The organism is Pseudomonas sp. PVC-5-1, from assembly GCF_057444345.1.
Genome location: NZ_CM172024.1, coordinates 1,864,182 through 1,889,534, shown reverse-complemented (window position 1 = coordinate 1,889,534; position 25,353 = coordinate 1,864,182). Strand labels below are relative to the sequence as shown.

Annotated in this window: 22 protein-coding genes; 8 read left to right on the top strand and 14 right to left on the bottom strand. The window is 63.6% G+C overall.

The window, feature by feature from the left end; translation table 11 throughout:
* Positions 1-85: 85 nt before the first annotated feature.
* Entirely contained in the window at positions 86-1,051 is a 966-nt protein-coding gene (gene speB, locus AC2T3R_RS08585) for an agmatinase (protein WP_015269636.1), read from the bottom strand.
* 25 nt (positions 1,052-1,076) lie between these two features.
* Positions 1,077-2,156 (bottom strand): extracellular solute-binding protein, encoded by a 1,080-nt coding sequence (locus AC2T3R_RS08580; protein WP_486744932.1) that lies wholly within the window; start codon positions 2,154-2,156, stop codon positions 1,077-1,079.
* Positions 2,157-2,258: 102 nt separating this feature from the next.
* On the opposite strand from AC2T3R_RS08580, the gene AC2T3R_RS08575 reads away from it, so the two are divergent.
* A complete protein-coding gene (locus AC2T3R_RS08575) occupies positions 2,259-3,149 on the top strand; it encodes a LysR family transcriptional regulator (RefSeq protein WP_486744931.1) in 891 nt (296 codons plus the stop codon).
* Positions 3,150-3,263: 114 nt separating this feature from the next.
* Here the strand turns inward: AC2T3R_RS08575 and AC2T3R_RS08570 are convergent, their stop codons facing one another.
* Complete coding sequence (locus AC2T3R_RS08570) at positions 3,264-5,690, bottom strand: TonB-dependent receptor (RefSeq protein ID WP_410952534.1); 2,427 nt, start codon at positions 5,688-5,690, stop codon at positions 3,264-3,266.
* 298 nt (positions 5,691-5,988) lie between these two features.
* Between AC2T3R_RS08570 and AC2T3R_RS08565 the strand changes: the two genes are divergently transcribed.
* Positions 5,989-7,047 (top strand): IS110 family RNA-guided transposase, encoded by a 1,059-nt coding sequence (locus AC2T3R_RS08565; protein ID WP_085665802.1) that lies wholly within the window; start codon positions 5,989-5,991, stop codon positions 7,045-7,047.
* A 294-nt stretch (positions 7,048-7,341) separates the two neighbouring features.
* Here the strand turns inward: AC2T3R_RS08565 and AC2T3R_RS08560 are convergent, their stop codons facing one another.
* On the bottom strand, positions 7,342-8,463 hold the full coding sequence (locus AC2T3R_RS08560) for a sigma-70 family RNA polymerase sigma factor (protein WP_102084066.1): 1,122 nt from the start codon (positions 8,461-8,463) through the stop codon (positions 7,342-7,344).
* 135 nt (positions 8,464-8,598) lie between these two features.
* On the opposite strand from AC2T3R_RS08560, the gene AC2T3R_RS08555 reads away from it, so the two are divergent.
* On the top strand, positions 8,599-9,081 hold the full coding sequence (locus tag AC2T3R_RS08555) for an LEA/WHy family protein (RefSeq protein WP_015269631.1): 483 nt from the start codon (positions 8,599-8,601) through the stop codon (positions 9,079-9,081).
* 17 nt (positions 9,082-9,098) lie between these two features.
* Here the strand turns inward: AC2T3R_RS08555 and AC2T3R_RS08550 are convergent, their stop codons facing one another.
* Positions 9,099-9,362 carry a hypothetical protein gene (locus AC2T3R_RS08550; RefSeq protein ID WP_003256287.1) on the bottom strand — a complete coding sequence of 88 codons (264 nt, stop codon included), beginning with the start codon at positions 9,360-9,362 and terminating at the stop codon, positions 9,099-9,101.
* Positions 9,363-9,491: 129 nt separating this feature from the next.
* Between AC2T3R_RS08550 and AC2T3R_RS08545 the strand changes: the two genes are divergently transcribed.
* Positions 9,492-9,812, top strand: a complete 321-nt coding sequence (locus tag AC2T3R_RS08545) for an ElaB/YgaM/YqjD family protein (RefSeq protein ID WP_003256286.1) — start codon at positions 9,492-9,494, stop codon at positions 9,810-9,812.
* Positions 9,813-9,834: 22 nt separating this feature from the next.
* Here the strand turns inward: AC2T3R_RS08545 and AC2T3R_RS08540 are convergent, their stop codons facing one another.
* Positions 9,835-10,452, bottom strand: coding sequence for a MiaE family protein (locus AC2T3R_RS08540; RefSeq protein WP_013971805.1), 618 nt, complete (start codon positions 10,450-10,452; stop codon positions 9,835-9,837).
* A 154-nt stretch (positions 10,453-10,606) separates the two neighbouring features.
* Between AC2T3R_RS08540 and AC2T3R_RS08535 the strand changes: the two genes are divergently transcribed.
* Positions 10,607-11,470 carry a universal stress protein gene (locus tag AC2T3R_RS08535; RefSeq protein ID WP_486744929.1) on the top strand — a complete coding sequence of 288 codons (864 nt, stop codon included), beginning with the start codon at positions 10,607-10,609 and terminating at the stop codon, positions 11,468-11,470.
* A 135-nt stretch (positions 11,471-11,605) separates the two neighbouring features.
* Here AC2T3R_RS08535 and AC2T3R_RS08530 read toward each other — a convergent pair whose 3' ends face one another.
* The 6 genes from AC2T3R_RS08530 to AC2T3R_RS08505 form a co-directional block, all read right to left on the bottom strand.
* On the bottom strand, positions 11,606-11,809 hold the full coding sequence (locus AC2T3R_RS08530; RefSeq protein ID WP_013971803.1) for a formate dehydrogenase subunit delta: 204 nt from the start codon (positions 11,807-11,809) through the stop codon (positions 11,606-11,608).
* Positions 11,806-14,688, bottom strand: coding sequence for a formate dehydrogenase subunit alpha (fdhF, locus tag AC2T3R_RS08525; RefSeq protein ID WP_054572332.1), 2,883 nt, complete (start codon positions 14,686-14,688; stop codon positions 11,806-11,808). Before fdhF ends, AC2T3R_RS08530 begins: the two co-directional genes overlap by 4 nt.
* On the bottom strand, positions 14,685-16,262 hold the full coding sequence (locus AC2T3R_RS08520) for a formate dehydrogenase beta subunit (RefSeq protein ID WP_486744928.1): 1,578 nt from the start codon (positions 16,260-16,262) through the stop codon (positions 14,685-14,687). The genes fdhF and AC2T3R_RS08520 overlap by 4 nt, the downstream gene beginning before the upstream one ends.
* A complete protein-coding gene (locus tag AC2T3R_RS08515; protein ID WP_015269625.1) occupies positions 16,256-16,738 on the bottom strand; it encodes a formate dehydrogenase subunit gamma in 483 nt (160 codons plus the stop codon). Before AC2T3R_RS08515 ends, AC2T3R_RS08520 begins: the two co-directional genes overlap by 7 nt.
* Positions 16,739-17,272: 534 nt before the next feature.
* Entirely contained in the window at positions 17,273-17,989 is a 717-nt protein-coding gene (locus AC2T3R_RS08510) for an IclR family transcriptional regulator (protein ID WP_123084557.1), read from the bottom strand.
* 248 nt (positions 17,990-18,237) lie between these two features.
* A complete protein-coding gene (locus tag AC2T3R_RS08505; protein WP_024086594.1) occupies positions 18,238-19,554 on the bottom strand; it encodes an OprD family porin in 1,317 nt (438 codons plus the stop codon).
* A 226-nt stretch (positions 19,555-19,780) separates the two neighbouring features.
* On the opposite strand from AC2T3R_RS08505, the gene AC2T3R_RS08500 reads away from it, so the two are divergent.
* Positions 19,781-20,701, top strand: a complete 921-nt coding sequence (locus AC2T3R_RS08500; RefSeq protein WP_410952538.1) for an SMP-30/gluconolactonase/LRE family protein — start codon at positions 19,781-19,783, stop codon at positions 20,699-20,701.
* A 46-nt stretch (positions 20,702-20,747) separates the two neighbouring features.
* Positions 20,748-22,082: an MFS transporter gene (locus AC2T3R_RS08495; RefSeq protein WP_013971796.1), complete on the top strand. Its 1,335-nt coding sequence runs from the start codon at positions 20,748-20,750 to the stop codon at positions 22,080-22,082.
* Between the two features lie 4 nt (positions 22,083-22,086).
* On the opposite strand, the gene AC2T3R_RS08490 is transcribed toward AC2T3R_RS08495, so the two are convergent.
* A complete protein-coding gene (locus tag AC2T3R_RS08490) occupies positions 22,087-23,313 on the bottom strand; it encodes an MFS transporter (RefSeq protein WP_486744927.1) in 1,227 nt (408 codons plus the stop codon).
* 87 nt (positions 23,314-23,400) lie between these two features.
* Positions 23,401-24,078 carry an RraA family protein gene (locus tag AC2T3R_RS08485; RefSeq protein ID WP_013971794.1) on the bottom strand — a complete coding sequence of 226 codons (678 nt, stop codon included), beginning with the start codon at positions 24,076-24,078 and terminating at the stop codon, positions 23,401-23,403.
* Between the two features lie 236 nt (positions 24,079-24,314).
* On the opposite strand from AC2T3R_RS08485, the gene AC2T3R_RS08480 reads away from it, so the two are divergent.
* The gene (locus tag AC2T3R_RS08480) at positions 24,315-25,292 is read left to right on the top strand and encodes a hydroxyacid dehydrogenase (RefSeq protein WP_024086593.1); all 978 of its coding nucleotides are present in this window, start codon (positions 24,315-24,317) and stop codon (positions 25,290-25,292) included.
* Positions 25,293-25,353: the final 61 nt, after the last annotated feature.

Below are 25,353 nucleotides of genomic sequence, written 5' to 3'. Positions count from 1 at the left end.
GATGTTTCAGTATGGGCCTTGGGGGCTGCTACGCAGCCCTTTCGCGACACAAGGCCGCTCCCACAAACCCCCTACGGACGCCGAATTACTGACCCTTGTCCACCTTGTGCCGCGCCGCATACAGGCACAGCATTTCCATCGCCAGGGTCGCCCCGGCCAGCGCGGTGATGTCGGCATGGTCATAGGCGGGCGCCACCTCCACCAGGTCCATGCCCACCAGGTTGATGCCGCGCAGCCCGCCAAGGATCTCCAGCGCCTGCACCGTGCTCAGCCCGCCGCACACCGGTGTGCCGGTACCGGGCGCATAGGCCGGGTCGAGGCAGTCGATATCGAAGGTCAGGTAAACCGGCCGCTCGCCCACCCGCTGGCGAATCGCCGCAATCACCGCCTCGGTGCCCTGCCGGTGCACCTGGCGGGCGTCGAGGATGGCAAAGCCCTGGCTGTCGTCATTGGTGGTGCGCAGGCCGATCTGCACCGAGCTGGCCGGGTCCACCAGGCCTTCGCGGGCGGCATGCCAGAACATGGTGCCGTGGTCGATGCGCTTGCCTTCCTCGTCCGGCCAGGTGTCGCTGTGCGCATCGAAGTGGATCAGCGCCAGCGGGCCATGGCGGCGGGCATGGGCCTTGAGCAGCGGGTAGCTGATGAAGTGGTCGCCACCCAGGGTGAGCATGGCGCAGCCTGCTTCCAGAATATGCGTGGCATGGGCCTCGATGCTGTCCGGTACCGACTGCGGGGTGCCGCTGTCGAAGGCGCAATCCCCATAGTCGATCACCGCCAGGTGGTCGAACGGGTCGAACGCCCACGGCCAGTGCCGGGCCCAGGCCTGCTGCACCGAGGCGGCGCGGATCGCCCGCGGGCCGAAGCGCGCACCGGGGCGGTTGCTGGTGGCAGTATCGAACGGCACACCACTGACCACCACATCGACACCACGCAGGTCGCGGCTGTAGCGGCGGCGAGAGAAACTGGTAATGCCGGCGTAGGTACTTTCCGCAGCGGTGCCATACAGGCTGTCGCGGGTCATGGCCTGGTCGTTGTTTACGGCTTGCTCCACGGTCGAGCTCCTTTGTCGTTATCGGTTACTGGCGGCTGCGGAATGCGGTCCACAGGCGGTTGCGCTGGCGCAGGTCGGCCAAGGCCATGCTGCGGTCGGCATACAGGCGCTGGCGCACCGCGGCCGACGGGTAGATGTCCGGGTCGTTGCGCACTGCTTCGTCCACCAGCGGCGTGGCCGCCTGGTTGGCGTTGGCGAAGAACAGCGTGTTAGTCAGCGCGGCGACCGACTCGGGCTTGAGCATGAAGGCGATGAACGCCCGCGCGGCCTCGGGGTGCGGAGCGTCCTTGGGAATGACCAGGTTGTCCTGCCACACCAGCGTGCCTTCGCGGGGGATGCGGTAGATCAGCTCGAACGGTTTGCCTGCGCGACGCGCCTGGTCGGCGGCCATCGCCGCATCGCCGTTGTAGGTCAGCGCCAGGCACACGCTGCCATTGGCCAGGTCGCTGATCTGCCGACCATTGGCGACGTAGCTGATCGACGGCTGCAGCTGGCTCAGCAGGTTCTGCGCGGCGGCCAGGTCGTCCTTGGCCTGGCTGTAAGGGTCCTTGCCCAGGTAGTTCAGGGCCACGCCGATCACCTCCTGGGGCGAGTCGGGCATGGCGATGCCGCAGTCCTTCAGCCGGCTGGCGTACTCGGGCTTGAACAGCAGGTCGAGGCTGTCCAGCGGTACATCACCCAGGCGCTGGCGCACCGCTTCCACATTCACCCCCAGGCCCAGGGTGCCCCAGGTGTAGGGCACGGCATGGCGGTTGCCGGGGTCGGCCTCTGCGAGCTTGGCCAGCAGGTCCTTGTCGAGGTTGGCATAGCCGGGCATGCCCTGGGGATCGAACGGCTGCAGGGCATTTGCCTTGAGCGCCCGGGCCAGTACGGTTGACGACGGCACCACCACGTCATAGCCGCTACCACCGGTCAGCAGCTTGGTTTCCAGCACTTCGGTGGTGTCGAAGGTGTCATAGCGCACCTTGTAGCCGGTTTCCCGCTCGAAGCGCTGGAGGGTTTGCGGGGCGACATAGTCGGCCCAGCTGTAGAGGTTGACGACCTTTTCTTCGGCCTGCAGCGGCAAGGCCAGGACCAGGGACAGCAGGCACAACGATCGACGCATGGCGAACACCTCGGCAAATGGGTGGATGCCGCGAGCATGCCAGCCGGGTTACATTGCAGGAATGGCAAGTTTGCAAAGCTGACATTCATCAGGAGCAATGTAATGCTCGGACAAGTGCACGACCCCGACCTGCATCTGCTGCGGCTGTTCGTCACTGTAGTCGAGGCCGGTGGCTTCAGCGCCGCGCAAGGCGTGCTGGGCCTGAGCCAGCCCACCATCAGCCAGCGCATGGCGCAGCTGGAAGCGCGGCTGGGCTACCGCCTGTGCAGCCGCGGCAAAGGTGGCTTTCACCTGACGGAAAAGGGCGCGTTGTTGCTGGACGCCGCCCGTGGGCTATTGCTGAACATCGAACAGTTTCGCCAGCAGGCCAATGGCGTTGCCGGGCGGCTGCTGGGGACCGTGCGCATAGGCATGGCGGAGAGCCAGGACAAGGCGGTGAGCCTGAAGCTGGCGGCGGCCATTGCGGCGTTTCGCAGGCGCGAGGAGGCGGTGCAGCTGGAGCTGATCAGTGCGCCACCGGCAGAGCTGGAGCGCTTGTTGCTGGAACAGCGGCTGGATTACGCCATCAGCTACTTTTCCGGCAACCAGGCAGCCTTCGACTACCAGCCGCTGTTCCAGGAGCGGCAACGGCTGTATTGCGGCAAGGGCCATGTGCTGTTCGGTGAGGCTGGTGTTGGCCGGGAGCGGTTGCTGGCGATGGACCAGGTGCGCCATCCGTACCGGTTTCTCAAGGGCGGTGAGCCGTTCCAGAGCCAGCGCAGCATGGCGGTGGCGGAGCAGATCGAGAGCGTGCTGACGTTCATTCTGTCGGGGCGGCATATTGGCTATCTGCCATGCCATTGTGCGCAAGCTTGGGAGGCTGAGGGGCTGTTGTGGGCGCTGGACCCGGGGTTGGACTTTGTGGTGCCGTTTACCCTGGCCAGGCACCGGGCGCAGGCGGTTGGCGAGGCACAGCAGGCGTTTGCGCAGGATTTGCTGGTGTCGTTTGCCTGACCTGGCCTCTTCGCGGGCTTGCCCGCTCCCACAGGGGCCTCACAATGCCTGAGGGCGGCGCCGTACCTGTGGGAGCGGGCAAGCCCGCGAAGAGGCCAGGTCAGACAACATCAATCAGTAAGCCATGCTCCAGGTCAGCGTGTAGGTACGCCCGCGCCCTTGGTAGTCATACAGGTAAGCCGGCCCGTAGGTCGGCGAGTAGAACAGCGTCGCACGCTGCCCCCAGACCGTGCTGTACTGCTTGTCCAGCAGGTTCTGGATGCCGGCGCTGAAGGTGCCGAAGCCGGTATCCTGGCTGCCCAGCAGGTCGAAGGTGGTGTAGCCGTCGATCTCGTGGTCGGCATCGTCCTTCAGGCTGAAGGCATGGTTGGCCTGTAGCCGAGCACTGCGGCCATCGCCCTTCCAGCCGACGAACGCGGTAGCCTTGGACAACGAGGCATAGCGGGCATCGCGCTTGATCCAGCCGCCATCGACATCCTCCTCCTCGGAGCGGGTCAGGTGCAGGGTGCCACCGGCTTCCCAGCCTGTCTGGAAGTGTCGGGTCAGAGCGCCCTCAAAACCGAAGTCACGGCTTTTCTGGTCTTCCACATTGATGGTCAGCGTCTGCGAGTCGACGTTGATGATCTTGTCCGACCAGATGTAGTACAGCGCCGCCTGGGCATCCCAGTCCAGGTCGGCATAGCGCCAGCCCAGTTCCACCTGGCGGCTCTTGATGCCGGCCAGCGGGTTGTCGGCCACGCTCAGCCCGGGCTTGCCGTAGTACTTGGCCGGGTCGGGCAGGTCGAAGCCTTCGCCGTAGTTGGTCCATACCTGGTGGCCATTCTTGAAGTCGTAGATGGCACCGACGTTGAACAGGTTGACCTGGTAATCGTTGCTGCCACCCGGCACACCCTTGAAGTCGCTGACGTCCACATCCATCTGCTGGCGCCGGGCGCCGCCGGACAGGGTCAGGTTATCGGTGGCGTGCCAGTCCAGCTGGGCGTACACCGACACGCCGTCGACCCGGTAGCTGGGGTAGCGCGCGGCCTTGCTTTCCTTTTCCAGCTCCAGGCCACCCGACTCGGAAGACGTCTGGGCGTTGAAGGTGGTCTGCTCGGCGTTGAAGCGCTCGCGGTCCAGGTCCACGCCGTAGGTCAGCTTCAGCGCGTCCCACTGCTTGGCGAACAGGCCCTTGAGGCTGGTGACTTCGAAGTTTTGCTGCGAGGCGGCGAAGTACACCCCGCGCGAGCCGGTGGGCGTGGCGCGGTTGTAGTACGGGAACGGGTAGAAGTTGTCGTCTTCCTTGCGGTACGAGGCCTGCAGGTAGAAGTCCTGCCCAAGCACGTCGGTGTGGTGGTAGTTGGCGTTCAGCAGCAGGCGCCGGGTGCGCGGCTCCAGGTCCGACGAGTAGCCACTGCGCAGCTCGGCGTCTTCCAGGTCGGATGGGGCGTTGTAGTTCAGGTTAGGGAAGTAGATGCCGGTGCTGCCGTGGTTGCCCGAGTCATAGTACTGGGCCAGCAGGTCGAGGCTCTGCTGGTCGTTCAGTTGCATCCCCAAGGTGCCGAGCACGTCGATGGTGCGGTTGTATTGCAGGTCGGTCTGGGTGTTGTCGATGAAGATCTGGTCGCCGGCGCCGTCGTAGAAGGCTTCGTTCTGCTCTCCGGAAACCCCCAGCCGGGCGTTGAACCGCTCGTTGCCGCCACTGATCGACTGGGCGAAGCGGGTGGCCAGGTCGTCGCTGTTGTTGAAGCCGCTGCTGGCACCGAGCTGGGTCTCGAAACGCGCCGGGCCGGGTTCGCCCTTCTTGGTCACGATGTTGATGATGCCGCCGGTGGCGCCACCACCGTAGATGGCACTGGCGCCAGACAGCACTTCGACGCGCTCGACGTTGAACGGCGAAATGCTGTCGAACTGGCGTGACAGGCCGCGCGAGCTGTTCTGGCTGACCCCGTCGATCATCACCAGCACATTGCGCCCGCGCATGTTCTGGCCGTAGTTGGTACGGCCTTCCGGCGCCAGGTCGAGGCCTGGCACCAGCTTGCCGATGGCTTCCTTCAGGCTGACGCCGCTGTCGATCTGCTCGCGCAACTGCTGCTGGTCGACCACCCACACGGTGCCGGGGATTTCACTGATCGCGGTGCTGGTGCGCGAGGCCACGCTGACCTCGATCGGCTTGAGATTGACCGCCTGCGGCGCAGCGTCGGCCTTGCGCAGGGTCACCGTGCGGGCATCGCTGAAGTGCCAACTCATGCCGCTGCCGGCCAGTAACTGCTGCAGCGCCTGCTCGATGCTGTAGCTGCCCTGCAAGGCCGGGCTGGCCTGGCCGGCGACGTCGCCGGTGGTGTACAGCAGGTGCAGGCCGGCCTGGTCGGCGAACGTCGTCAGGGCGTGGTCCAGCGGCTGGGCCGGCAGGTCGAGCTGGACCTGGCGGGCCTGAGTCTGGGCCTGTTCGGTGGCGGTCGAGGCAAACACCTGCAGCGGGCCGACCAGCATGGCCAGGGCACTGCAGGACATCAGGGCATGGTGAAGCGGACCGCGGCGGCGGTGCAAGGGCTTGAGCATCAGAGGCACGAATGAGCTTCCTGACAAGTCGTAAATGAGAATTGGTTGCTGATCAGTCCCACTACGACGATCTGGCTTGCAGGAACTTGCAGTGCCAAATGGAAAATATTTTTATTTCTGTGCCGGCCTCTTCGCAGCACAAGGCTGCTCCTACAGGGATCGCAGTTCGCTGTAATCGATGGACTCGCCCCCGCCGAGGCATCACAGTGCCACGGTGGCGTTCTAAGAAGCCAACGGCAGCGAGGGCGAGACCATGAAAAAGCATAGTTCCAAGCAAGGTTCCCTGTCGTCCACTGATGTGGAGCTTTGCACAACCATCTGTGTAGACCTGGCCAAGCAGGTCTTTCAGTTAGCAGGCGAGGATGCTACCGGTCGGGTGATCTACGAAGATCGCATCAAATCCCGTCAGGCCTTTCATGATTTCCTGCTCAGGTTGCCAGCGACAGTGACCGTCTTGATGGAGTGCGGCCCAGGTGCACAAGCCTGGGCAAGGCTGCTGCAGGCCAAAGGTAATGCGGTTCGCATCCTGCCTGCGCAACGAGTCGCCGAACACCGCAGCGGCGCGAAGAACGACCGTAACGACACCCATGCCATTTTGCGCGCCGGTCGCGATACCAGTATTGCCTCGATATCGATCAAGAGCACCACAGCACTGGCTATTCAAGCACTGCACCGTATCCGCCGCGGCAACATCAAGCGGCATACCGCGCTGGGTAACCAGATACGTGGTTTGCTGCTTGAGCATGGCGTATCCATGCCACAGGGCGACGCTGCGATTGGTAAGCATGTGCCGCGGTCTCTTGAGGATGCCTCTTTACCTTTGCCCGACCTATTGCGTGAGTTGCTCGATGAGCTGTTGACGGACTGGCTGTCTCTGGGTGAACGCATTGCGGGGCTCAGTAGACGGCTCGAAGCGACAGCCCGGGAGGATAAAGTCGCACAGCGACTGGTCACCATTCGTGGCGTAGGCCCTATCATCGCCACGGCGATCGTGGCGAAACAGACCGAGCCCAGCCGCTTCGCCAGTGGCCGAATGTATTCCGCCTTCTTCGGTATCGTGCCCGATCAGCACAGCAGTGGAAACAAAGTCAGATTGGGCAGGATGAGCAAGCGAGGTGACGGCTACATACGTAGCCTGATGATCCAGGGCGCACATGCTGTCTTGAGTCAGCTAAGGCCTGATTCCGATCAGCCAGACGATCGCCGCCTCTTGCGCTGGCTATCCCGCCTTGGGCGCAAGGAAGCGGCGATCAGACTGGCTAATCGAAATCTGCGCATTATCTGGGCCCTGTTACAGAACGACCAGGTTTATCAACACAAACCGAACAGCAACCCGGAGGCTGCCATGAGCCTCTGACCAACCGAGTAATGCCACCGGGGCGCTAAGCGCTCCAACCCCTGCTAGTGAACATTGACCCCTGGTAAGACCGTCGCAGACTGATGCCTCCGCTCCTACAGGCCCGATGCAGTGGCCTCAATGTAAACGGCACGCTGCGAGCTCACCACGATGTCGGCCAGAAGCAAAAAGCTTCCTCGAACAGGCCTGATACATAGATGCAACCGGGTTCCTATGTTCAAAAGCAGCTAGACAGTGTGGGCGAGTCCATACATAGGAGCAGCCTTGTGCTGCGAAGAGGCCGGCACAGGCGAATCAATGAACCACGGCCAACCAAGGCAGGTAGGTCACCTTCAGCCCATAACGCTGCTCAAGGGTCCGCAACAGGGCCTCCGGCTCATCGAGGTCGAACACCCCGCTGACCTGCATCGCCGCCAGCTTGCTATCGGACAACACGATCCGCCCATGCCGATAACGCTCAAGCTCCGCCAGCACCTGCCCCAGCGGCTTGCCGTTGAAGATCAGCTTGCCGCGCTGCCAGGCCATCTGCGTGCCGGCATCGGCCGCTACTGCCAGTTCATGTTCGCCAACCTTGGCTTCGCCATGGGCCAATACCACGCGGCCATCGCGACGCACGCTGAAGGTGGCCGCACTCCCCTGCACCCGCTCACCGGCCGTATCGACCACAAAGGGCCGTGAATCATCGGTGGTCTCGAACAAGGCCTCACCAGATTCCAGCACCACCCGCCGCTCACGGTCGCTGAACACCACGCTCACGGCTGTGGCACTGTTCAGCGTCACCCGCGTGCCATCTGCCAAAGTAATCACCTGTCGCTCACCTACCCCGGTGTGGTAATCCGCCAGCAGCATTGGCGCCTTCTGCCAACCCGCCACACCAACGGCCAACACCAGTGCAGCAGCCACCCCCGCCTGTTTGAGCCAGTTGCGGCAATGGCGCAGGGCCTGGCCGATGTATTTCGCCACCATGCTTTCGGAAACCCCCAGGCGCTGCGCGATCTGTGCCTGGGTCAGGCCGTCCACGCGGTTGAGCAACAGCGCCTGGCGGGCATTGTCGGACAGCTGCAGCAGCGCCTGGTCGAGGATCTGCAAGCGCTCCCGGGCCAGCAAGGCCGCTTCCGGGGCCGGCGCCGGGCAGGCGACCTCACCTGCCCGCTCGCTGTCGTCGTGGCTGGCGGCAATGCGCTGCTCGCGGCGCAAGGCATCGATCGCCAGGTTGCCGGCCACGCGGAAGATGAAACTGCGCGCGTGCAGCACCGGCACCGCCTGCTGGTCGATGTTCACCAGCTTAAGGTAGGTTTCCTGCGCGACATCGGCAGCGCGCTGACGGTCGCTCATGCGCCGTGTCAGGAACTGAAGCAGGTCGTCGTAGTGCTCCTGGAAGCTTGCCAGCAGGCCCGGCGCGGGAGAAGTCAGCATGGGTTCGGGAACAGCCAGTAGGAGAAGTTATCGGGCGTTAATGAGAAACAGTATCTTTCATCTGGACGGAGACTTTCAACGCCGACGCGTATTTGCCACACTGCCCATTCGCCCACTCTGGCAAGGTCGCACCCCATGGCTGCCCGTCTGCACCGCTACGCCCGCCTGTTCCTGGTCCTGCTGCTGGCCTGCGGCCTGGGGGCCTGTGCGCTGTTCCAGGCACGCGACCCGGTCAATATCAGCGTGATCGGTATCGAGCCGCTGCCCGGGCAGGAGCTGGAACTGCGCATGGCGGTGAAGATGCGGGTACAAAACCCCAACGAGGCGCCGATCGACTACAACGGCATCGCCCTGAACCTGGAAGTGAACGGCCAGCCGCTGGCTGCCGGGGTCAGCGACCAGCAGGGGCACATCGGCCGTTATGGCGAAGCGGTGATAGTGGTGCCGGTGAGCATCACGGCGTTTTCCTTCCTGCGCCAGGCCTATGGGCTGGGCCGGGTGGACTCGTTGCAGGGCCTGCCCTATGTGCTGCGCGGCAAGCTGGCCGGCGGGCTGCTGGGGACCGTGCGCTTTACCGACGAGGGCAAGCTGGACCTGCCCAAGGGCGCCTACTGGTAGGCGCCTGGCGGGTATGATCAGCGGCTGGCGCTGGCTGCGGCCATCAGCTTGTTGACTTCGCTGCGCACCATGTTGGCGTATTCGGGCGGCGACATGCCATCCAGCTCGGCGCGCACCCACTCGGCCCATTTGCCTTTGCGCCGTGGTTTCTCGGCGATCAACCGTGCCGCTTCGCCCTTGGCCTTGCCCAGGTTGTTCTGCCACAGCTCGAACAGCCGGGCCTTCTCTGCCTCGATCTGCGCCCGTTCCTCGAAGCTCATGTTGGCCAGATTGAAACTCATGAAGGTACCTGCAGGTTTGAAAATGGCCGCTATCTTACACCCAGGTACTGCAACAGCCCAAAGCCGCCGCAACTTTCCCGACGCGCCGGCATCCATTGTTCAAGCCACACCATCGACGAGGACGAGTTCATGGCCCGGAAAAACGCCCCGCTGACCGACAGCGATCAGATCAAGGACCAGGTATTCAGCGAACTGCAGGCGCTGATCGAAGAGTCGGAAAAACTGCTGAACGACAGCGCCGCCCTGGTGGGTGACGAGGCGGAAACCCTGCGCGCGCAGGTAAGCCTCAAGCTACGCCAGGCGCGCAATGCCGCCGACAAGGTACGCAGCAAGGCGCAACCTGTGATGGACGCTACCCAGGACTATATCGGTGGCCACCCGTGGCAGACCGTGGCCATTTCCGCTGGCCTCGGGCTGGTAGTCGGCCTGCTGCTGGGCCGCCGTCACTGACGCCTGGGCCGCCTGGTGCGAATCAGGCGGCCTGCGCCATCGGTATACCGCTGTGGAAGCGCAGCTCCTGGTCCGGTGACTGGATCAGCTCCACCTCTGCTGCACGCACCAGATCCACCCGGCGGGCAATGTCTGCCTCTTCGCCATAGTTGTGCGCCAGTTTCAGATAACCCTGGTAATGGCGCGCTTCGCTCTTCAGCAGGCCGTGGTAGAAGCGGCCCAGTTCCTCGTCCAGATGCGGTACCAGCGCGGCAAAGCGCTCGCAGCTGCGCGCCTCGATGAACGCCCCCACCACCAGCGTATCCACCAGCTTGACCGGCTCGTGGGCGCGCACCAGCCGCCGCAGCCCCGACGCATATCGCCCCGCCGACACAGGGCGCAGCGGCACGCCACGACGCTTCATCAGGCGCAGCACCTGCTCGTGGTGCACCAGCTCCTCGCGGGCCAGGCGCGACATCATGTTGATCAGGTCGAGGTGGGTGTTGTACTTGGCGATCAGGCTCAGGGCGGTGCTGGCAGCCTTGAACTCGCAGTTCTTGTGGTCGATCAGCAGGGTTTCCTGGTCGGCGAGCGCCGCTTCGATCCAGGCGTCTGGTGTCGGGCAACCAAGAAAGGCGTCGATTTCGGGGATCAGGGACATGAGCGTGCAACCACAAAGAACTGGCAGGGCCGGCGATTATACCGGCGGCGGCGGGCGGCGCCAGTGACTATGCTTGATGTACATCAAGCGCCAGCGGGGGAAGCGCCGACTATAGTCAGGCATTGGTCGCCACCTTTGAAGGGAGTTAACGCCCATGCAAGCCGTCCGCAGCATCCTCGTCGTCCTCGACCCCGAGCACGCCCACAGCCGGGCACTGACCCGGGCCAAGCTGATCGCCGGCGTCACCGGCGCCCGCCTGCACCTGCTGATGTGCGACAAAAGGCATGACCACAGCGCGCTACTGAGCCTGCTGAGCAGCCAGCTGCATGATGACGGGTACGACAGCGTCACCCATGAGGAGGCCTGGCGCGACAACCTGCACGACACCATCATCTACGTGCAGCAGGCCGAGGGCTGCGAGCTGGTGATCAAGGAACACCGCCCGGACAACCCGCTGAAAAAGGCCCTGCTCACCCCCAGCGACTGGAAGCTGCTGCGCCAATGCCCTTGTGCCGTGCTCATGGTCAAGAGCGAGCGGCCGTGGACCGGCGGCAAGATCCTGGCCGCGGTGGACGTGGGCAACCAGGACGAGGGCCACCGCCGCCTGCATGCCAGCATCATCGACCATGGCTATGCCATTGCCGGGCTGGCCAAAGGCGAGCTTCACGTCATCAGCGCCCATCCGTCGCCGATGCTGTCAGCGTCGGACCCGGTGTACCAGCTGAGCGATACCATCGAAAAGCGCTACCGCGAGGCGTGCAAGGCATTCCAGGCAGAGTACGACATCAGCGAAGACCGCTTGCATGTGGCCGAAGGGCCGGCGGATGTGCTGATTCCGCATACCGAGAAGAAGCTCGATGCCGTGGTAACGGTGATCGGCACGGTGTGCCGCACGGGGATTTCCGGGGCGTTGATTGGTAATACCGCGGAGGTGGTGCTGGATTCGCTGGAGAGGGATGTGCTGGTGCTCAAGAGCGAGGAGGCAATTGCCCATCTGGCGGAACTGGCCCGCGGCTGAGTTCAATCTGTCAGGGCCCTATCGCCGGCAAGCCAGCTCCCACATCGACCACATTGACCTCAAGTCATGTGCAGTACCTGTGGGAGCTGGCTTGCCGGCGATGGGCTGCGCAGCAGCCCCATTCGACACCAAACGCTAGGCCAACGCTTCCTGCACCTTCGGGTCCAGCCCCTCCCCTGCATTGGCCTCGGCCCATTCCGCCAGTTGCCGGCGCATCGCAGGCGTCCAGAAGCTCTGCAGATGCTGCCGTATCCCTTGCACCGCCAGCGCCCGGTCTGGCTCGCTGTCGAAGTAATGGGCAATCTGGTTGGCCATCTTGACCAGATTCTCACTGCTCATCGGCGCACCTCGGTTTTCTCGGCAATACGACGCTCCTTCAACAACCGCCGCTGCTCGTCACTGAAGTCCTGGTAGCGCTTCTGCCACTGCGACGGCTGGAACACTTTCACCACCTCCACCGCCGTCACCTTGTACTCAGGGCAGTTGGTGGCCCAGTCGGAGTTGTCGGTGGTAATCACGTTGGCCCCCGACTCTGGGAAGTGGAAGGTGGTGTACACCACACCCGGCGCCACCCGCGTGCTGACCTTGGCGCGCAGCACCGTCTGCCCGGCGCGGCTGCCGATGCCGACCCAGTCGCCATCCTGGATGCCACGGCTTTCGGCGTCGGTCGGGTGGATTTCCAGGCGGTCGGCGTCATGCCAGGCGACGTTGCCGGTACGCCGGGTCTGGGCGCCGACGTTGTACTGGCTGAGAATGCGCCCGGTGGTCAGCAGCAGCGGGTAGCGGTTGTTGACCTTCTCCTCGGTGGGCACGTAGCCGGTGAGCATGAAGCGCCCCTTGCCACGTACGAACTGGTCGATGTGCATGGTCGGCGTGCCATCCGGCGCTGCGTCGTTGCACGGCCACTGCAGGCTGCCGTGGCGGTCGATCTCGGCGTAGCTGACGCGGTGGAAGGTAGGCGTAAGGCGGGCGATCTCGTCCATGATCTCGGACGGGTGACGGTAGCTCATCGGGTAGCCCAAGGCATTGGCCAGGGCTATGGTCGCCTCCCAGTCGGCCTTTCCGGCCAACGGCTCCATGACCTTGCGCACCCGCGAAATACGCCGCTCGGCATTGGTGAAGGTACCGTCCTTCTCCAGGAACGAGCTGCCCGGCAGGAACACATGGGCGAACTTGGCTGTTTCGTTGAGGAAGATGTCCTGCACCACCACGCACTCCATGGCCAGCAGGGCCGCAGTGACGTGCTGGGTGTTGGGGTCGCTCTGGGCAATGTCCTCGCCCTGGCAGTAAAGGGCCTTGAAACTGCCGTCCAGCGCAGCCTCGAACATGTTGGGGATGCGCAGGCCCGGGTCAGGCTGCAGGGTCACGCCCCAGGCCTGCTCGAACTCGGCGCGCACAACTTCGTTGGAAATGTGCCGGTAGCCGGGCAGTTCGTGGGGGAACGAGCCCATGTCGCACGAGCCTTGCACGTTGTTCTGCCCGCGCAGCGGGTTCACCCCTACCCCTTCACGGCCGATGTTGCCGGTGGCCATGGCCAGGTTGGCGATGCCCATCACCGCGGTGCTGCCCTGGCTGTGTTCGGTCACGCCCAGGCCGTAGTAGATCGCCGCGTTGCCGCCGGTGGCGTACAGCCGGGCGGCGGCGCGGATCTGCTCGGCAGGCACGCCGCAGACCGGGCCAAGCACTTCGGGGGCGTTTTCCGCCAGGCTGACGAAGTCGCGCCAGCGGGCGAAATCTTCGGTTTCGCAGCGGGCATCGATGAAGCGCTGGGCCAGCAGGCCTTCGGTGACGATCACGTGGGCAAGGGCGTTGAGCATGGCCACGTTGGTACCGGGGCGCAGTTGCAGGTGCAGCTCGGCGCGGGCGTGCGGCGAGTCGACCAGGTCGATGCGCCGTGGGTCGATCACGATCAGCCGCGCGCCCTGGCGCAGGCGGCGCTTGAGCTGCGAGCCGAATACCGGGTGGGCGTCGGTGGGGTTGGCGCCGATCACCAGCACCACGTCGGCCTGCATCACCGAGTCGAAGCTTTGTGTACCGGCCGACTCACCCAGGGTCTGCTTCAGGCCATAGCCGGTGGGCGAATGGCATACCCGCGCGCAGGTGTCGACGTTGTTGTTGCCGAACGCCGTGCGCACCAGTTTCTGCACCAGGTAGGCTTCTTCGTTGGTGCAGCGGCTGGAGGTGATGCCGCCGATGGAATCGCGACCGTACTTCAGTTGGATGCGGCGGAACTCGCTGGCGGCGTAGGTCACCGCTTCGTCCCAGCTGACTTCCTGCCATGGGTCTTCCAGGCGCTTGCGGATCATCGGCTTGGTGATGCGGTCCGGGTGGGTGGCGTAACCCCAGGCGAAGCGGCCCTTGACGCAGGCGTGGCCGTGGTTGGCGCCGCCGTTCTTGTCCGGGACCATGCGCACCAGCTGGTCGCCCTTCATTTCGGCGCGGAACGAGCAGCCGACGCCGCAATAGGCGCAGGTGGTGATGACCGCACGCTCGGGTTGGCCCAGCTGTACCAGGCTCTTTTCGGTCAGGGTCGCGGTCGGGCAGGCCTGCACGCAGGCGCCGCAAGACACGCACTCGGAGGCGAGGAAGTTTTCACCACCCGCCGCCGCCACCCGCGATTCGAAACCGCGCCCGGTGATGGTCAGGGCGAAGGTGCCCTGGATGTCCTCGCAGGCACGCACGCAGCGGCTGCAGACGATGCACTTGCTCGGCTCGTAGTCGAAATACGGGTTGGATACGTCCTTTTTCTCGGCCAGGTGGTTGGCGCCGTCGTAGCCATAGCGCACCTCGCGCAGGCCCACCTGGCCGGCCACGGTCTGCAGCTCGCAGTTGCCGTTGGCCGAACAGGTCAGGCAGTCCAGCGGGTGGTCGGAGATGTACAGCTCCATCACATTGCGGCGCAGGCCGGCCAGGCGCGGGGTTTCGGTGTGCACCACCATGCCTTCGCTGACCGGGGTGGTGCAGGAGGCCGGGTAACCGCGCATGCCTTCGATTTCCACCATGCACATGCGGCACGAGCCAAAGGCTTCGAGGCTGTCGGTGGCGCACAGTTTGGGGATGCTGGTGCCGAGCATGGCCGCGGCACGCATCACCGAAGTACCGGCGGGCACAGTGATGGCGCGGCCATCGATGCTCAGGCTGACCTGTACCTCGCTGTCACGGGCCGGGGTGCCGAGGTCGCTGCTTTTATCAGAAGCGGGGTCGAAGAAATTGATCACTGCGCGGCCTCCGTGTGGGTCAGCCCGAAATCGGCGGGGAAGTACTTCAGCGCGCTGGCCACCGGATAAGCGGTCATGCCGCCCATGGCGCACAGCGAGCCGTATTGCATGGTGTCGCACAGGTCGCGCAGCAACAGGGCCTGGTCATGCCGTTCGGTCATGTCGCTGGTGGCGATCAGCCGGTCGACCACTTCCATGCCCCGGGTCGAGCCGATGCGGCACGGGGTGCATTTGCCACAGGACTCCTCGGCGCAGAACTGCAAGGCGAAGCGCGCCATGCTGGCCATGTTCAGGGTGTCGTCGGCCACTACCACACCACCATGGCCGAGCATCGCGCCCATGGCGGCAAAGGCTTCGTAGTCCAGCGGCGTATCGAAGTGGCTGGGCGGTACCCAGGCACCGAGCGGGCCACCAACCTGCGCGGCCTTCAACGGCCGGCCGCTGGCCGTGCCGCCGCCATAGCCTTCCACCAGCTCGCGCAAGGTCAGGCCAAAGGCGCGTTCCACCAGGCCGCCCTGACGGATGTTGCCGGCCAACTGGAACGGCATGGTGCCCAGCGAGCGGCCCATGCCGAAGTCGCGATAGAACGCCGCGCCCTTGGCCATGATGACGGGTACCGAGGCCAGGGTGAGTACGTTGTGCACCAGCGTCGGCAGGCCGAACAGGCCCTGCAGCGCGGGTAGCGGAGGCTTGGCGCGAACGATACCGCGCTTGCCTTCGATGGATTCGAGCAGCGCGGTTTCTTCGCCGCAGATATAGGCGCCGGCGCCGACCCGCACTTCCAGGTCGAAGGCCTGGCCGCTGCCGGCCACGTCGCTGCCGAGATAGCCGGCGTCACGGGCGATGGCGAAGGCCTGGTCAAGCACGCGGATGGCGTCGGGGTATTCCGAGCGCACATAGATGTAGCCCTTGTCGGCACCCACGGCGAGGCCGGCAATGATCATGCCTTCGATCAGCAGGAACGGGTCGCCTTCCATCAGCATGCGGTCGGCGAAGGTACCGGAGTCACCCTCGTCGGCGTTGCACACCACGTACTTCTGCCCGGCCCCGGCGTCACGCACGGTGCGCCACTTGATGCCGGCCGGGAACGCCGCACCGCCGCGGCCGCGCAGGCCGGAATCGAGCACGGCGGCGACCACCTCGGCACCGTCCAGGGCCACGGCCGCTTCAAGGCCGGCAAAACCGCCATGGGCACGGTAGTCGTCCAGCGACAACGGGCGGGTGATGCCGGCGCGGGCGAACAACAGGCGCTGCTGGGTCTTGAGGTAAGGGATGTCCTCGACCGGCCCCAGGGCCAGCGAGTGGCCACCAGGTTCACCGGGCTCACCGGGCTCACCGGTAAAGGCGTCGAGCAAGGACGGCACGTCTTCCGGGGTGACCGGGCCGAAACCCAGGCGCCCTTGCGCGCTGTCGCACTCCAGCAGCGGTTCCAGCCAGTACAGCCCGCGGGAACTGGTACGCTGGATGTCCAGCGGCAGCTGGCGGCGCTCGGCCTCGCGCTGCAAGGCATCGGCGACCTGGTCGGCGCCCACGGCACGGGCTACCGAATCGCAGGGGATGTACAGCTTCAGCATGCTGCGTCCTCCCGGCAGGCGTTGACCAGCGCGCGCAGGCGCTCAGGGGTAAGGCGCGCATGCACCTGGCCGTCCAGTTCCAGCGCTGGCGAGCAGGCACAGGCGCCCAGGCAGTACACCGGGCGCAGGCTGATGGCGCCGTCGGCGCTGGTGCCGTGGTCGTCCAGCGCCAGCTGTTCGCGCAGTTGCGCGGCCAGCGCCTCGGCGCCCCGGCTCTGGCACGACTCGGCGCGGCACAGGCGCAGGGTGTGGCGTGCCGGTGGCGTGGTGCGGAAATCGTGGTAGAAGCTGATCACCCCACGCACCTCGGCCAGGCTGAGGTTCAGGGCATGGGCAATTTCGGCGACAGCGGCATCGGGGATGTAGCCGATGTCGTGCTGGATGGCATGCAGGATCGGCAACAGCGCGCCGGGGGTATCCTTGTCACGGGCCAGAATGCGGTGGATCACAGGCAGGTGGAGCAATTCATCAGGCATACAGCGGACCTCGGCATCACGGACCCTGCCTGAATTGTTGTGAGGGCAGGTATCCGGCGTGTTCTGCTGCGGCGCGCCGGCCACGTCACGGTTGCGTGGAGCCAGCGGCCTCCTTGCCTGCGGCCGTACGTCTGCGCGCACTGGTCCGAGGCATCCTGCAAGCATGGCACTTGTGGCGCCGGGGGGTTGCGTGCGAACGACCAGGCGCATCCTGAAACCGACGCGGGTTGTTTTCCATGCTTATGCTGGCTGCTCTTGCAGGAGACGGCCCACCCCTTTGGGCTGCGCTGCCGCGCAGAGAACAACGATCGCTCGCCTGGCGCATCGTTTGTAGGAGCAGCCTTGTGCTGCGAAGAGGCCGATACTGGCAACAGATATGGATTGCCAGCACCGGCCTCTTCGCAGCACAAGGCTGCTCCTACAAATGACTGCGCGCGGCTTCAAAGCTGCACGGCTTTGTCAATCAGTGCCTGGCCGCCTCAATCAGCCAGGCTGCTCGACAAAGACACCGCAAGCCGGGCCCATGAGGCACGCTTACTGGACCGGCTCGGCCTCCAATGACGCAGGCTTGAAGCCCAGGCTTCGCATCAGATCACGTGCCGCCTCGAAGAACATGAGCTTGAGGCTTTCGGCATATTCCTCCGTCAAACGGCTTGCTGGTCCTGAAATGACAAGAGCTCCCATCAGTTCCTGCTGCGCGCCGTAGATGGGCAGCGCCATTGAAGCGGCATGCGGGTCGGTGGCTCCCTTCGAGTAGTAGGGTTTTTGCAATGCAATACCGATATGATACGGCGCGCGCAACGCCTGAGCCCCCGCCGCTTCATCCATCGGCCGCATGTCGCCGGGTTGAAGATTGAGGCGAAGTCGATGGGAAGAGTTAACACGGTACTGGCACATCCGATATGCACCGTGGCGCACATAGAAGGAGGCGGTCTCACCCGACTTTTCAGCCAAATCGTGCAAACGTGGCATCACATGCCTTTCGAGGTCCAGTGCCTCTTGATAGACCGTGTTCAAGCGCATGACTTCACTGGCTAGCTGATAACGCCCGTCAGCCATGCGCGTGATGAAGCCATGGTTTTCCAGGGACACCATCAAGCGCATGATCGTGCTTTTGATGAGGCCGGTACGTTCAACCAGCTGAACCAGGCTCAGCGCAGAGTCGCCTATCTGAAACGCGGTCAGCACGGTCAAAACACGGTCTGCCGATGCCACACCATTTACCGCTGGACGCGGCCGCGCTTTCACCATTTGCAAAACCTCACAGGATCGAAGCCCTCGATTGTACGCAAGGGCGGAAAAACCTCATTATCCGACAACGGTCGGCCACCGCCAACGTAGCATGCGCTGTGCGTGCAAGATAAAAAAAGCCAGCAGGGCAATATATCTGCGCCTGCTGGCTAGAGGTTGATCGCTATCGTATGGGGCAAATATTCGCAGACCGGGCAATCAGCGAACCTTACAGCCGATGCGGCCCTGTTCGCTGCGCTGGCCGATGCTCAGAACAGCGGCAGGGTGTAGTTGATGATCAGGCGGTTCTGGTCACCATTGCGTGCTGCCTCGCTGTGCGATTTGCCGTTGCGCCAGGCCACGCCAAGCCCTTTGAACGTGCCGCCCTGGATCACGTAGTCCAGCGAGAAGTCTCGCTCCCACTCCGACTGTTCGGCGCCTGCGGCTGCCTGGATGTGGTCGCCTTTCAAATAGATCACCGAAGCCTTCAGCCCAGGTATGCCGTTGGCAGCAAAGTCATAGCCGTACTGGGCAAACCCGGTACGTTCACCAGCGCGCGTGAAGCTGAGCAGCATCTTGTCCGTCCACAGATACAGGCTGCTGCCACCAGCCCCCTTGTCGATCGATCCCTGGTTGATCTGCACGAAGTTGCTATCGTCGGAAACACGCTGATAACCCAGGGTCAGCGAGTGGCCCCGCAAACGATAGGTGAACGCCGCACTCCACAGGTCGTTGTCGATTTCCCCGTCGCTACCTTTGGTGTATCCACCAACGGTATAACCCTGGCTACGCCCTGAGCTACTGCCGTTGGCACCGTCCGCACGGGTGCGGAAATAGCGCAGGTCAGTGGTCAACGAGCTGTCATCGGTCAACGCCAGGGTGTGATTGAGGCCGGTGAACTGCTGCAGATAGTAGTCTTCGAGTTGCCCGGCGTAATACTGCAGCAGCAGCGTTTTGGTGGCGCGGTAGTCGGCACCGACAAAGTTGAAACGGTCACTCTCCTGAGTGCCGCCGTTTACGGCCATGCCGGTAAGGTCGGTCGAAGCCCGGCCCCTGGCGCGGTTCAGCGCCCCGCCGATGAGCGTGAGGTTATCGATGTCACTGGACTGCAATTGCACGCCCTGGAAGGTTTGCGGCAGCAACCGGCCATCAGAGGCCACCAGTATCGGCAACCTGGGCATCAGCTGCCCCACGCGCAGCTCGGTCTGGCTCATCTTCATCTTGGCGGTGGCACCGGCGCTGCTCCAGCGGTCAGCTGCGCCATCGCCATCGGAAGGAATCATGCTACCGCCCTGATGCCGCCCTCTGCCGCTGTCCAGCGTAAGGCCCAGCATGGCCGTGGCGTCCACGCCGAAACCAACCACACCGTCGGTATAACCGGAGCGCAGGTCGAGCAGAAAGCCTTGCGCCCACTCCTCGGTTCTGGAGGGCTGCGCCGTGCCGTCGCGGTTATCGCTGTTGAAGTAGAAATTGCGCATCGACAAGTTCGCGTGGCTGTCACCGATCAGGTCGGCCTGGGCAGACAAGCCTATGACGCTGCCGCCTGCTGCCAAGGCAATGCGGCAGATGGAAGGTAGGGATTTCAAGCAAGAGACTCCAAAGGATCGTTGTTATTATTTTGAAACGGCATTTCTTTATATGGAGGCAGATTATCGCAATTTCGTCAACAGGCCACGATGAACAACCATAAAAACAGGAATAACCGCAAAAAACAGCTTCACCCTTCGCCCGGTTTTGTTTTATTTTGCAACGCCATTGCATTAAATACATCAATCGGACGCCCAGGCGTCCCCCGGCCCTACAGGAGCGCCCATGAGCTTCTTTGCTGCCCCGCCGACCGTGGAGACCACGGTATTCACCCGCCTGCCCGACCGCTTCCGCGACCCGCGCCCGACTGCCTGGGCCAATGCCAACCGCCAGGGCCGTGCCATCGACTCGTTCCTCGAAGGCCCATCATTCGATCGTCAAGGCCGGCTTTACGTGACCGACATTCCCAACGGGCGAATTTTCCGCATCTCGCCGCAGGGCGAATGGGAGCTGGTGTGTCAGTACGATGGCTGGCCGAACGGCCTGAAGATTCACCAGGACGGACGCATCTTCATTACCGACTACAAGCGCGGGATCATGCTGCTCGACCCAGATACCGGTGCTATCGAAGCACTGCTGGACTCAGCTGGTTCGGAAGGCTTCAAAGGCGTCAACGACCTGGTGTTTGCACCCAACGGTGACCTGTATTTCACAGACCAAGGCCAGACCGGGCTGCAGGATGCCAGCGGTCGCGTGTACAAGCTCGACGCCAGCGGCAACCTGACTTGCCTGCTTGGCACCATCCCCAGCCCCAATGGCATCGTCTACGACCCGCACCTCAATCATCTGCTGGTAGCCGTGACACGCGCGCAACAGATCTGGCGCATCCCGCTGGGCAACGGCTCGATCATCGGCAAGGTGGGCGTTTTCGCCCAGTTGCATGGCGGCCTGGGCGGGCCCGACGGCCTGGCCCTCGATGCGCAGAGCAACCTGTACATCGCCCATACCGGTTTCGGCTCGGTATGGAAGCTGTCGAAAGTCGCTGAGCCATTGCAGCGCATCGTCTCCTGCACAGGCATCAGCAACACCAACCTGGCCTTCGGCGGCAATGACGGGCAAACCCTGTACATCACCGAATCCGAAACCGGCAGCATTCTGCAGGTGCGCACCACTGCGCCTGGGCTGCCAATGTATTCCCACAGCTGAACCAGCCCCCTGTCAGGGCACACAACAATTACAAAAGAGTGACGACATGACCCACGAAACCCCCGCTGCCCAGGCGCCGCTCAGCGACGCCGAGGGCGAACGCCTGATGCGCCGCGTGCTGTGGCGCCTGGTGCCGTTCATCTTCATCTGCTACGTGATCAGCTACCTCGACCGCACCAATGTCGGCTTCGCCGCCATCAGCATGAACCAGGACCTGGGCCTTACCGCGACGATGTTCGGCTGGGCGGCCGGCCTGTTCTTCTTCGGCTACTTCATGTTCGAGATCCCCAGCAACCTGCTAATGCAGCGCTTTGGCGCACGGGTGTGGATTGCGCGAATCATGATCACCTGGGGGCTGATCTCCATGGCCACCGCGTTCGCCACCGGGCCAATCAGTTTCAGCATTGCGCGCTTTTTGCTTGGGCTTGCCGAAGCGGGCTTCACGCCCGGCGTATACCTGTACTTCACCTACTGGTTCCCCGGCAAATGGCGGGCGAAAGCCACTGCCGCCTTCCTGCTGGGCATTCCTGCGGCCAACATCGTCGGCTCGCCCCTGTCCGGCTGGCTGATGGAACAGCACGGCGTCCTGGGCCTGAAGAACTGGCAACTGCTGTTGGTCACCGAGTCGATGCCGGCCGTGCTGCTTGGCATCGCTTGCCTCTTCGTGCTGGTCGACACCCCGGCCAAGGCAAAATGGCTCAACCCGCGAGAGAAAGCCTGGCTTGACCAGCGCCTGTCCCAAGAACAACAGGCCATCGGTGCATCTCATGGCAATACGCTGCGCGCAGCCTTGACCAACCCCAAGGTGTTCACCCTGGCGGCCATCAACTTTTGCTGCATCGTCGGCTCGATTGGCATAGGCATGTGGCTGCCACAGATCATCAAAGGCCTGGGCATCGATAGCGGCGTGGTTGGCCTGGTGGTCGCCCTGCCCTACCTGCTCGGGGCACTGGCGATGACGATGTGGGCACGGCTGGCCAACCGTAGCCGTCACCGCCTGCCCTATGTGGTCAGTGCATTGGCCTTGGCCGCCGTGGCCCTGGTGGCCGCCGCCCTGCTTGACCAGCCGGTGTTGAAGATCGCCAGCCTGTGCGTGGCGGTGGCGAGCATCCTGTCATTCCAGGCCACGTTCTGGGCGATACCTTCGACCTTCCTGACCGGTCGCGCCGCCGCTGGCGGCCTGGCGATGATCGTCTCGATCGGCAACCTGGGCGGCTTCACAGGCCCGTTCCTGATCGGCCTGATCAAGGACGCCACTCATAGCTTCAGCATGCCGTTCTTTGCCGTTGCATCGATCCTGCTGGTCGGCACCTGCCTGATGCTTTGGCTGGGCGACCCCGCCAAGCAGCAGACGCCTCACGGCCAAGGCCAGACAATCTGACCGCTCAGCTGCGACGACGCATACCGTATTGACCCAACAGCCCGATCACCAGGAACCCTCCGGCGACCCCCAAGGTCGCCGGCGCTCCCCAGCGGGCCGCGATCAGCCCCGCCGCCATGCCGCCCAAAGCTTCGAAGCCGAAGCGCATGGCAATATAGAAAGCGATCACCCGGCCACGCAAATGGCTGGGTGCGCCACTTTGCAGCTGCATGTTGGTACTGACATTGCTCAGGGTGATGCCGAAACCCAGAACGCCCAGCGCCAGCAACGCCAGTGGCAACGCACCCGCCATCCACAAACCGACCAGCGCAACCGCGCATAGCAGTGCTCCAGCATCGGTGAACTGCCGCAGGCGAGGCAATGCACCGCCAACCGCCAGCACCAGCGTGGCCACGAACGCGCCCGCGCCTGCCGCCCCCCACAACCATCCAAGCACTCGCGCATCGCCAGCGAACACGGCCCTGGCCAGGATCGGCAGCAGTGCCGCGTAGCAGGATGCCAACAAGTTGACCATGATCACGTTGACCAGCAACTGGCGAACGTTGCGCGTTTGCCACAGATACAACAACCCTTCGCGAAACACTTGCGCGGTTGAGCCACTGGCCTTTGGGCCGGCAGTACCGCGCACTTTCAGCAAGCCACCCAGCAAGGCCATGAAAGCCACGGCAGTAAGGGCGAAGCAGGCCGCCTCGCCGGCCAGGGCAATGAGCCCACCGGCCAATGGCGGGCCGACGAACCGTGCGGCATTGATCAACATGGCATTGAGCACCAACGCGTTCGGCAGGTCGGCCGGGTCGTCGACAAAACTGCCGATCAGCGCTTGGCGCAGAGGGGTTTCCAAGGCATTGAGCAAGCCAAGCAGCAATGCCATGGCAGCAATGAACGGACCATCGATCCAGTTGCGCCAGGTTGCAAGCGCCAGCACGAGCGACTGCGCGATCAGGATAAGCTGCACGATGATCAGCAACCGGCGCTTGTCATGCCGATCGATCCACGCTCCTGCCAACGGGCCGATGAGCAATTGCGGCGCGAGCGAAAGGAAGGTGATCAGCCCCAGCAGTACGGCAGAACCGGTCAGATGATAGGCCAGCCAGGCCAATGCAACCTGCTGAACCCACTTGCCCAGAGTGGAAACACCCTGGCCTGCGAAATAGATCTGAAAGTTGCGATGAGCGAGCGCCCGCACGGCGGCGGGCCAACGTTTGCGATGCGGTGACGATGAATCGGACAAGTCTGCGAATCCTCAATAGAACCCGCGACCGACACCGACCCAACAGCCGCTGCACACCCCATCGCAAGGTGCGCAGCGCATGCTGGATCAGCCTGGCAGCAGGCAGCCTTTCTTCTTCAAGGACTCCAGGACCCAGGAACGGTCGTTGGTGCCTTGGGCAATGTGTTCCATCTGTGCGGTTTCGGCAGTGTGCTTGGCGGTAGCGCGAGCATAGACCTCGGCGACGTGGTCGTAAGGCACGCACAGCAGGCCATCGTCATCACCGATCACCAGGTCGCCTGGCTCGATCACCATACCATCAATGGCAATCGGCACGTTGATCTCGCCCGGGCCGTCCTTGTATGGGCCACGGTGCGAAACGCCAGCAGCGAACAACGGGAAGTCACCCGCACCGATGTTGGCTGCATCGCGAATGGCGCCGTTGATGACGATACCGGCCAAGCCACGCTTGACCGCGTAGGCCACCATCATTTCACCGATCAGGGCGTTGGTCAGATCGCCACCGGCATCGACCACGATCACATCGCCCGGCTGAGCGATATCGATCGCGTAATGCAGCATGAGGTTGTCACCTGGGCGCGCCTTGACCGTCAAGGCCGGGCCACACAGCACACCTTCGCGATGCATGGGGCGCAGGCGGGCACCACCTGCAGTCATCCGGTTCATCGAATCGCTGACGTTGGCAACCGGAACCTCACGATAACGTGCAACCCACTCATCACCGACTTTACGTGCGCGCTCAAGCACTTGGAAGCCAATGCTCATGTGACATACCTCTCTTGGTGTTATTCGATGTCATCGGCCGCTGCCGAATCTGTTTTTTAGAATGTCATTTCATTAAAGTCGTGGCAATTGATTTTTGTCGGCTATTTTTGCTTGCTATCGACGAGCATCTTAATTTTCTTGCAACAGCGTTTCATTATGATAGGGTTTATCCCATTGCCGCAGATGAGCGGCAGACTGCGCCCGAACCGCTCCCAGACAAGAACAAGGTATCCACGATGTCCCGTACCATTCTGCTGACCGGCCCTGAGCTTGCCGCCGAGGCCATGAACCTTGCCGCCGAACAGGGCGTCAGAGTCGTCCCCACTACGCCCTACCTGCCCGCCGAAGAACTGGAAGCGATCATTCGCGCTGAACAGCCCGATGCCATCGTGGTCCGCCAGGGCAAACTGACCCGCGCCATGATCGACGCTTCAGCCAACCTGAAAGTGATCGCCAAGCACGGCGTGGGCTACAACACCATCGATCTCCAGGCCGCCGCCGACCGCAGCATCCCGGTATCGATCGCCCTGGGCGCCAATGCCCAGTCGGTGGCCGAGCTGGCCTTCGCCCTTATGTTCAGCGTGGCACGTCAAACCGCACTGCTGGATGCGCGCATGCGTGACGGGCACTGGGACAAATCCTCGGCCAACGGCATGGAGCTGTCGGGCAAAACCCTGGGGCTTATCGGTCTGGGCTCGATCGGCAGCATCCTCATGGACCTGGTGGCGCCACTGCGCATGAAGGTCAAGGTGTTCGACCCCTACCTCAAGCAACTGCCGGAGCGCCCGCACGTCGAGCGCGAAGAGGATTTCGATCGCCTGCTGGCTGAAAGCGATATCATCAGCCTGCACTGCCCGCTGACCGAGACCAACCACAACCTGATTGGCGCTGCCCAGCTCGAGCGCATGCGTCCAGGCGCCATCCTGATCAACACTGCCCGTGGTGAGCTGATCGACACCAACGCCCTGGTAAAAGCGCTCAGCGAACGCCGCATCGCCGGTGCCGGCCTGGATACCTTCAGCCCCGAGCCGCCGCCTGCCGACAGCCCGCTGTGGGGCCTGCCGACACTGGTCGCCACGCCGCATGTCGGTGCCAACACCACCGAGGCCCGCGAACGGGTAGGCCTGGTAGCGCTGAAGCAGGTTCTCGATGTGTGGGCGGGCAATGCTCTGGACCCGCGTTGCGTGGTCAACCGCCACCTCTTCGCCAGCTGATCGCACCCCTCGCGTGCCTCTCGTGAGCGGGGCACGTTCACACGCGTCACTCCAGAAAAAA

What these genes read in the sequence shown, in the direction of transcription:
- AC2T3R_RS08550 (WP_003256287.1), bottom strand. Translation starts at nt 9,362, where the DNA reads ATGAGTTTCAATCTGGCCAACATGAGCTTCGAGGAACGGGCGCAGATC.
- AC2T3R_RS08575 (WP_486744931.1), top strand. Translation starts at nt 2,259, where the DNA reads ATGCTCGGACAAGTGCACGACCCCGACCTGCATCTGCTGCGGCTGTTC.
- AC2T3R_RS08540 (WP_013971805.1), bottom strand. Translation starts at nt 10,452, where the DNA reads ATGTCCCTGATCCCCGAAATCGACGCCTTTCTTGGTTGCCCGACACCA.
- AC2T3R_RS08515 (WP_015269625.1), bottom strand. Translation starts at nt 16,738, where the DNA reads ATGCCTGATGAATTGCTCCACCTGCCTGTGATCCACCGCATTCTGGCC.
- AC2T3R_RS08495 (WP_013971796.1), top strand. Translation starts at nt 20,748, where the DNA reads ATGACCCACGAAACCCCCGCTGCCCAGGCGCCGCTCAGCGACGCCGAG.
- AC2T3R_RS08580 (WP_486744932.1), bottom strand. Translation starts at nt 2,156, where the DNA reads ATGCGTCGATCGTTGTGCCTGCTGTCCCTGGTCCTGGCCTTGCCGCTG.
- AC2T3R_RS08560 (WP_102084066.1), bottom strand. Translation starts at nt 8,463, where the DNA reads ATGCTGACTTCTCCCGCGCCGGGCCTGCTGGCAAGCTTCCAGGAGCAC.
- AC2T3R_RS08530 (WP_013971803.1), bottom strand. Translation starts at nt 11,809, where the DNA reads ATGAGCAGTGAGAATCTGGTCAAGATGGCCAACCAGATTGCCCATTAC.
- AC2T3R_RS08520 (WP_486744928.1), bottom strand. Translation starts at nt 16,262, where the DNA reads ATGCTGAAGCTGTACATCCCCTGCGATTCGGTAGCCCGTGCCGTGGGC.
- AC2T3R_RS08480 (WP_024086593.1), top strand. Translation starts at nt 24,315, where the DNA reads ATGTCCCGTACCATTCTGCTGACCGGCCCTGAGCTTGCCGCCGAGGCC.
- AC2T3R_RS08485 (WP_013971794.1), bottom strand. Translation starts at nt 24,078, where the DNA reads ATGAGCATTGGCTTCCAAGTGCTTGAGCGCGCACGTAAAGTCGGTGAT.
- AC2T3R_RS08570 (WP_410952534.1), bottom strand. Translation starts at nt 5,690, where the DNA reads ATGCTCAAGCCCTTGCACCGCCGCCGCGGTCCGCTTCACCATGCCCTG.
- AC2T3R_RS08535 (WP_486744929.1), top strand. Translation starts at nt 10,607, where the DNA reads ATGCAAGCCGTCCGCAGCATCCTCGTCGTCCTCGACCCCGAGCACGCC.
- AC2T3R_RS08545 (WP_003256286.1), top strand. Translation starts at nt 9,492, where the DNA reads ATGGCCCGGAAAAACGCCCCGCTGACCGACAGCGATCAGATCAAGGAC.
- AC2T3R_RS08555 (WP_015269631.1), top strand. Translation starts at nt 8,599, where the DNA reads ATGGCTGCCCGTCTGCACCGCTACGCCCGCCTGTTCCTGGTCCTGCTG.
- AC2T3R_RS08500 (WP_410952538.1), top strand. Translation starts at nt 19,781, where the DNA reads ATGAGCTTCTTTGCTGCCCCGCCGACCGTGGAGACCACGGTATTCACC.
- AC2T3R_RS08510 (WP_123084557.1), bottom strand. Translation starts at nt 17,989, where the DNA reads ATGGTGAAAGCGCGGCCGCGTCCAGCGGTAAATGGTGTGGCATCGGCA.